The following is a 6625-nucleotide window of genomic DNA, read 5'->3' as shown; positions in this document are numbered from 1 at the left end:
CGCGCGCAATCCTCGGCGATCACGCAGATCAGCGTTGCCGTCACGACGATGGACCAGTCGACACAGCAGAATGCGGCGATGGTCGAGCAGACCTCGGCCGCCGCGCGCAACCTCACCACCGAAGCGGTCGGGCTCGCGCAGCAGGCCGAACGCTTCGACACGGGAGGAGCCGCTTCAAAGGCGCGGCTTCGCGCGGTCGCCTGAGCCGAAGGGCGGCGGGAGAGGGGACGCGCAACCACGCGTCCCCCCGATCCTCAGGCTGCCAACAGTTCGTCCGCAGGGCCGAAGAACTCGTAATGGATGCGGTCGGACGGCACCCCTGCCTGCGCAAGCGCAGAGACATAGTTGCGCAGGAACGGGCGAGGGCCGCACAGGAAGTAGTCAGCCTCGGCAACCGGCGTAGCCTCGGCCAGCCAGTCCTGGTCGATCAGGCCCACATGGTCGTAATGCTCGCCGAGCACATCCTCGTCGCGCGGGCTCTGGTAGAAGGTCGTGACCCTGATCCCGGGCCGTGCATCGGCGAGCGCGCGTACCGCGGCGCTCATCGCATGCGTCGTGCCGTCATGCGTGCCATGGACATAATGGACAGGCAGACCGACATGACGGTCGGCGGCGGCTTCCAGCATCGCGGTCATCGGCGTCAGCCCGACACCCCCCGACAGCAGCACCACGGGTCGTTCGGGGCGCTCGGGCAGGAAGAAATCGCCCGCCGGCGGGGCGACCTTGAGCACCATGCCCCGCACGACATGATCGTGCAGCCAGTTCGACGCGAGGCCCATCGGCTCGCGCTTGACCGAGATGCGATAATATTCGCCATTGGGCGCATTGGAGATCGAATAGTTGCGCTTGACCGCAGCCTGCCCCGGAATTTCGAGCCAGAAGGTGAGATACTGGCCAGGCTTGTGCCGGATCACCGGCCGGCCATCGGCAGGGCGCAGGATGAACGACGTGATCACCGCACTTTCGGGCTGGACGTCCTCGACGACGAAGTCGCGCCAGCCCTTCCAGCCGCCTTCGACGCTCGCGAGCGCGTGATAGATGCTGTCCTCGCGCCCCATCAGGATGCTGGCAAGGAACCCATAGGCCTCACCCCACGCGGCGAGAACCTGCTCGGTCGCGGCGTCGCCAAGCACCGCCTCGATCGCGCCGAGCAGCGCTTCGCCGACATAGGGATAGTGTTCGGGCTGTATCTGGAGCCCGACATGCTTCTGCGCGATCCGCTCGACCACGGCGCCGAGAACGCCGAGATTGTCGATATTGGCGGCATAGCCCAGGATCGCGGCGGTCAGCGCGCGCGGCTGCGCCCCGTCCTCGCCCTGGTGCGACTGGTTGAACAGGTCGCGGATCTCGGGGTTCTGGAACATGCGCGCATACATTTCGCGCACGATATCGAGGCCATGCGCCTGCAGCGCGGGTACGGTGGCTTTGACGAGCGCGATCGTGCGCTCACTGAGAGGTTGCGTCATCAGCGTATCCTTGAGGTTGGCAATGGAAGGTCAGGTCGCGTCGCGATCAGGGGCCGGTCGCGCGTGGCTCGATGCGAAAGTACAAGGCGAGCTGGAGGCTCTCCGCGATGCGCGCGGCCTTTTCCTGGAGCGCGGCAGCCGCGGCGGGCGCCATCACTTCGGCGGCCGTGCGGTTCCACAGCGCCAGCCAGCGTTCGAAAAGCGCAGGGGTGATGCGCGTCGCATGCCTGAGATGCGCAGCCATCGGATTGCCCTTGTACCGACCGGTGGTCAGCATCACCGAGGACCAGAATGTGGCAAGCCGATCGAGATGGTCGGGCCAGTCATCGATCGCATCGTTGAAGACGGGGCCGAGCTGGGCATCCTCGCGCACGCGGGCATAGAACAGCGACACCAGCCGCTTCAGCCCCTCGTCATCGATCCGCGCTTCGACGTCCACGACTCATGCTCCAATGATGTATTTGACGGGCATGTATCACGACGTTTGAAACATGCAAGAAAAATGCATATTAATGTAACGCGGCGGATCGCCGCCGGGACAAGAGGGATGCGATGCGCCTGACGCGCTACACCGACTACGCGATGCGCGTGCTGCTCTACCTTGGCGCGCGTCCCGACCGGCTGTGCTCGATCGCCGAGATTTCCCGCGCCTATGGCATTTCGCAAAACCATCTGATGAAGGTGGTCAACGATCTGGTGAATGCGGGCTATGTGACGAGCGTGCGCGGCCGTTTCGGCGGCGTCCGGCTTGGATGCGACGCCGCGGAGATCAATGTCGGTGCGGTGATCCGCCATACCGAAGATGGTTTCGATCTCGTCGATTGCGGCAGCTGCATCATCGCGCCCGCCTGCGGATTGACGGGCGCCCTCGGTGAAGCGCTTGCCGCCTTCATGGCGGTGCTCGACGGTTATACACTTGAAGACCTTTTGGGCCGGCGCGGACAGCTGGCGGCGTTGCTCATCCCCGATCCCGAGCCCGCGCAGCCATAAAAAAGGGGGGCCGCGAACGGCCCCCGATCTTTGCCGCCCTTGCGGGCCGGTTCAGCGCTGCTGATCGCTTTGCTGGCGATCCTGCTTGCGCTGCTCGTCGCCCATCTGCTGCTGGCGACCGGGCTGCTGCTGTTCCTGCTGCTTATCCTGGCGACCCGGCTGCTGGCGCTGGGGCTGCTGCTGTTTCTTCTTGTCAGGCATTGCAAGTTCCTCCTGCATCGTCCCATTATCGGGGCACAGGGCTAACCGTTGGCACAATGGCGATGTTCCGTTTTCTGCGGCGAATCGTTCGAAAGCGCGCGTGGAAAGAGAACGGGAACGAGGGGGGGATTGCCGGGTTGTGGGGATGCAGCACGCAGGGAGTCTCGAGATGGCCGAAATCAGGGGTATCAAGCCGGTGAAATGGGTGATCGGCGTTTCGACCGCGGGAATTGGCCTGCTGGCGGGCTGGCTGCTTCTGCGCTCGCGCAAAGCCGGCGGCGATGTCGGCAACGGGCATGCTGCGGCCTTCTCGCCTGGTGAGAGCGAACCCGAGGCGCATGCGCAGGTCCGCAACGCGGGGCCAGCCGCGATGCGCGACGGTGCGCGACGCGAATGGCGCGAGGTCGACGAGGCTTCCGACGAATCCTTTCCGGCAAGCGACCCGCCCCCGCTCAATCCCGGGATTGGCTGACCCTCCGACGCCAGTTGCAATCCTTTGACTTCCGGTTCATTGACGCAAAATGCTTTCTCAACGGACCCGGTACACAATCCGCGCGCTCCAGCACCTGGCCGATCATTATGGCGAAGGTCCGATCCAGCTGACCCAGATCGCCGACGCGCAGAATATCCCCGCGAAGTTCCTGACGGTGATCCTGTCGGAGATGAGTCGCGCCGGGCTCGTCGCGACGCTACGTGGCAAGGATGGCGGCTATTGGCTCGCGCTGGCACCCGTCGATATCAGCTATGGCGACGTCGTGCGGTTGACGCGTGGGTCGCTCGCGCTCGTTCCCTGCGCCAGCCGCTTCGCGCATGAGAAGTGCAAGAACTGCCTTGAGGAGAGCAAGTGCCGGCTGCGCCAGCTGATGCTGCGCGTCCGCGATGAGACCGCGCAGGTGCTCGACGGCATCACGCTCGCCGATCCGATCCCGGTCGAGGATGTCCCCATTGACAAAACGCCGTCGGCCAAGGAAGAGGGCGACCGCGCGCGGGTGTAGCTCAATGGTAGAGCAGAAGCCTTCCAAGCTTACGACGAGGGTTCGATTCCCTTCACCCGCTCCATGCCTTTGACCAGCGACAATTTGCGACACTTTTTGCGCGGGATGACAAACTCCCGCGACAAGCCGCGTGCATAAGCCACAGCATCGGCGGGCAGTGGGCCCGTATGTTTGTGGAGTTTTCTGACCATGAAGAAGATCATCGTCGCGACCGGCCTTTCGGCCATGCTGCTTGCGGGCGGCATCGCGATCGCGCAGCCCGGCGGCGATACGCATGCGGGCAAGCACCGTGGCGGCATGATGTTTGGCGCCGACGCCAACAAGGACGGCACCGTCACCCGTGCCGAGCTGACCGCGCAGCTCGACCAGCATTTCGCGAAGCTTGACACCAACGGCGACGGCCAGATCACGCAGGCCGAGCGCGATGCGCAGCGCAAGGCACGCGCCGACGAGCGCTTCAAGCGCCTCGATACCGATGGCAACGGCCAGATCAGCCGGGCCGAATACGATGCGGCGTACGACAAGCGCGTTGAGAAGAGAGGCGAGCGCGGCGAAGGACGGCGCTGGCACCGTGGCGGTCATCGCATGGGGGGCATGATGGATGCCAACAAGGACGGCACCGTCACCAAGGCCGAATTCCAGTCGCGCGCGCTGGCGATGTTCGACCGCGCCGATGCCGACAAGAACGGGCAGGTCACCCAGCAGGAACGTGAAGCCGCGCGGACTGCATGGAAGGCCAAACGCGCCGAACAGAAGTAACGCGTCTCTCCCGCGGCGCGGCGGACAGGATTTGCATCCTGCCCGCCGCTTCGCCATGACGGGGCCGACCGAGACATGACCGACCGACCGCACCTCCTGCTCGTCGACGACGAGCGCTCGATCCGCGAGCCGCTTGCCGCCTATCTGCAGAAGAACGGTTTTCGCGTGACCGCGGTGGGCGATGCCGCTGCGGCGCGCCAGCGGCTCCAGGGCTATGCCATCGACCTCGTGGTGCTCGACATCATGATGCCCGGCGAGGACGGGTTGAGCCTGTGCCGGCATATCCGCGAAACCGGGGAGATCCCCGTGATCCTCTTGACCGCCAAGAGCGAGGAGACCGACCGGATCGTCGGACTCGAAATGGGCGCCGACGATTATGTGCTCAAGCCCTTCTCACCACGCGAGCTCGTTGCGCGGATCAAGGTGATCCTGCGCCGCGCCGGCAATGGCGGATCGCGCCAGGCAGCCCCCGAAAGCAGCAGCTACGCTTTCGCCGGCTGGGTACTCAAGGCGGGCGAGCGCATCCTGGTTGACCGCGAGGGCGTCACGGTCCCGATCTCCACGGGCGAGTACAATCTTCTCCTCGCGCTGGTGACCCGGCCGAACCACGTGCTGAGCCGCGACCAGTTGCTCGACATCACGCAGGGGCGCGAAGCCAATGCTTTTGACCGCGCGATCGACAACCAGGTCAGCCGCCTGCGCCGCAAGATCGAGGTCGACCCGAAAAATCCCGCGCTGATCAAGACCGTGTGGGGCGGGGGCTATACGCTTGCCGCCGAAGTGACGCGGCTGTGAAGCGGTTCTGGCCGGAGAGCCTCGCCAGCCAGATCGCGCTGCTCGTCGCGCTCGCGCTGCTCGTCGCGCAAGCGATCAACTTCGGCCTATTGCTGCGCGAGCGCGAGCGCCAGATATTGACGCAGGTCAGCGCGCCGACGATCGCGCGACTGGTCGACGCGGTCGACCGTGACCGCGCGGGCCAGCTGGCCGATCGTGGTCCCGATGGTCTGGTAGGCGAAGCCGGGCGCCACCACCGATGGCTGTGGCGCGGAGTCCGGCGCACCCCCACGAGCCTCGTCGAACCCGGTATGCGCAAACGCGGCGATATCGCGGAGCGCGCGACCGTGGCTTTTGCGGAGCTCGGCATTCCCGTGCGTCGCGTACTGGCCGCCGAGACCGATGTGATGCGCGATGAACCGCGGATGCGCGCTGCCGCGTTCCGTCGCCTCGTCGCGGAGGGCGAACGCGGCCCGCGCCCGACCCTGATCGTTTCCGCGGAGGTCGCCCCGGGGCGCTGGATCAACGCTACCGCCAAGCTGCCACATCGCGACCGGCGCGTCATCTTCTGGCTGATCGCACAGACGTTGATCCTCTACGCGGTCGTCCTGATTCCGGTGCTGTGGATCGGCCGCCGTATCGCGCGCCCGCTCGGCGAGCTGACCGCTGCGGTTGAATCCTTCCGCAGCGCTGAAGCCGGAACGCCCATCGCGGAAAGCGGCCCCGGCGACGTCAAGCGGCTCATCGCCGCCTATAACGGCATGCGCACGCGTATCGCGGGGATGCTCGACGAGAAAGACCGCATGCTGGGTGCGATCGGGCATGATCTCAGGACTCCGCTGGCGTCGCTGCGCGTACGCGTCGAGGGAATCGACGAGGATGGCGAGCGCGATCGCGCCGCCGCCACGATCGACGAGATGAACCGGACGCTCGACGACATCCTCTCGCTTGCGCGGCTGGGCCGCCCGAGCGAGCCCGAGACACGCGTCGATCTCGGCGCGCTGCTCGATTCGGTGGTCGACGATTTCCAGGCCCTGGGCGCAGATGTCGTCCTGGCCGATGCTCCGCGCACGACGGTCACGCTGCGTCCGACGTTGATCACGCGCGCGGTACGCAACCTGATCGACAACGCCGTCAAATATGGGGACAAGGCCGTGGTTGCGACGGGCGTCCAGGATGGCGGCGTGGTCGTGACGATCGACGATGACGGCCCGGGTATCCCCGACGACAAGGTAGAGGCGATGTTCCGTCCTTTCACGCGGATGGAAGAATCGCGCAGCCGCGAGACGGGCGGCACGGGGCTCGGCCTCGCGCTCGCGCGCGCCATCGTGCTCCAGCATGGCGGTCGCCTGACGCTCGCCAATCGCGCCGGCGGCGGGCTGCGCGCCAGCCTCTGGCTGCCGGTCTAGCCCCCCCGCTTCACGCACCGCTAACCATTGC

At 65.9% G+C, this 6625-nt stretch carries 9 protein-coding genes, 1 tRNA gene and 1 pseudogene; 8 read left to right on the top strand and 3 right to left on the bottom strand.

Features of this window, described 5'->3' with window-relative positions; translation table 11 throughout:
* Window positions 1–204, top strand: a pseudogene (locus AC3WJD_RS04295) (hypothetical protein); the annotation flags it as partial.
* A 50-nt stretch (window positions 205–254) separates the two neighbouring features.
* Here AC3WJD_RS04295 and hmpA read toward each other — a convergent pair.
* Both hmpA and AC3WJD_RS04285 read right to left on the bottom strand, forming a co-directional pair.
* Entirely contained in the window at window positions 255–1466 is a 1212-nt protein-coding gene (gene hmpA / locus AC3WJD_RS04290; protein ID WP_492744843.1) for an NO-inducible flavohemoprotein, read from the bottom strand.
* Between the two features lie 46 nt (window positions 1467–1512).
* Window positions 1513–1905 carry a group III truncated hemoglobin gene (locus tag AC3WJD_RS04285; protein ID WP_492744841.1) on the bottom strand — a complete coding sequence of 131 codons (393 nt, stop codon included), beginning with the start codon at window positions 1903–1905 and terminating at the stop codon, window positions 1513–1515.
* A 113-nt stretch (window positions 1906–2018) separates the two neighbouring features.
* Here AC3WJD_RS04285 and AC3WJD_RS04280 point away from each other — a divergent pair, with 113 nt between their 5' ends.
* Window positions 2019–2456: an Rrf2 family transcriptional regulator gene (locus tag AC3WJD_RS04280; protein WP_492744839.1), complete on the top strand. Its 438-nt coding sequence runs from the start codon at window positions 2019–2021 to the stop codon at window positions 2454–2456.
* A gap of 51 nt (window positions 2457–2507) precedes the next feature.
* Here the strand turns inward: AC3WJD_RS04280 and AC3WJD_RS04275 are convergent, their stop codons facing one another.
* Window positions 2508–2657 (bottom strand): hypothetical protein, encoded by a 150-nt coding sequence (locus AC3WJD_RS04275; RefSeq protein WP_492744837.1) that lies wholly within the window; start codon window positions 2655–2657, stop codon window positions 2508–2510.
* A 169-nt stretch (window positions 2658–2826) separates the two neighbouring features.
* Here AC3WJD_RS04275 and AC3WJD_RS04270 point away from each other — a divergent pair, with 169 nt between their 5' ends.
* From AC3WJD_RS04270 to AC3WJD_RS04245, 6 genes are all read left to right on the top strand, one after another.
* Window positions 2827–3129, top strand: a complete 303-nt coding sequence (locus AC3WJD_RS04270; protein ID WP_492744835.1) for a hypothetical protein — start codon at window positions 2827–2829, stop codon at window positions 3127–3129.
* A gap of 49 nt (window positions 3130–3178) precedes the next feature.
* Window positions 3179–3652, top strand: a complete 474-nt coding sequence (locus AC3WJD_RS04265) for an RrF2 family transcriptional regulator (protein ID WP_492744833.1) — start codon at window positions 3179–3181, stop codon at window positions 3650–3652.
* A tRNA-Gly gene (locus AC3WJD_RS04260) sits at window positions 3643–3716 on the top strand. The genes AC3WJD_RS04265 and AC3WJD_RS04260 overlap by 10 nt, the downstream gene beginning before the upstream one ends.
* A gap of 125 nt (window positions 3717–3841) precedes the next feature.
* On the top strand, window positions 3842–4411 hold the full coding sequence (locus tag AC3WJD_RS04255; RefSeq protein WP_492744831.1) for an EF-hand domain-containing protein: 570 nt from the start codon (window positions 3842–3844) through the stop codon (window positions 4409–4411).
* A gap of 75 nt (window positions 4412–4486) precedes the next feature.
* The gene (locus tag AC3WJD_RS04250; RefSeq protein ID WP_492744829.1) at window positions 4487–5206 is read left to right on the top strand and encodes a response regulator; all 720 of its coding nucleotides are present in this window, start codon (window positions 4487–4489) and stop codon (window positions 5204–5206) included.
* A complete protein-coding gene (locus AC3WJD_RS04245; protein ID WP_492744827.1) occupies window positions 5203–6594 on the top strand; it encodes a sensor histidine kinase in 1392 nt (463 codons plus the stop codon). Before AC3WJD_RS04250 ends, AC3WJD_RS04245 begins: the two co-directional genes overlap by 4 nt.
* Window positions 6595–6625: the final 31 nt, after the last annotated feature.

The sequence above is a fragment of the Sphingobium sp. FW306-1B-F04DB genome (genome assembly GCF_058781925.1).
The sequence above is the reverse complement of the archived record's forward strand: the minus strand, read 5'-3'. Positions and strand labels throughout refer to the sequence as shown.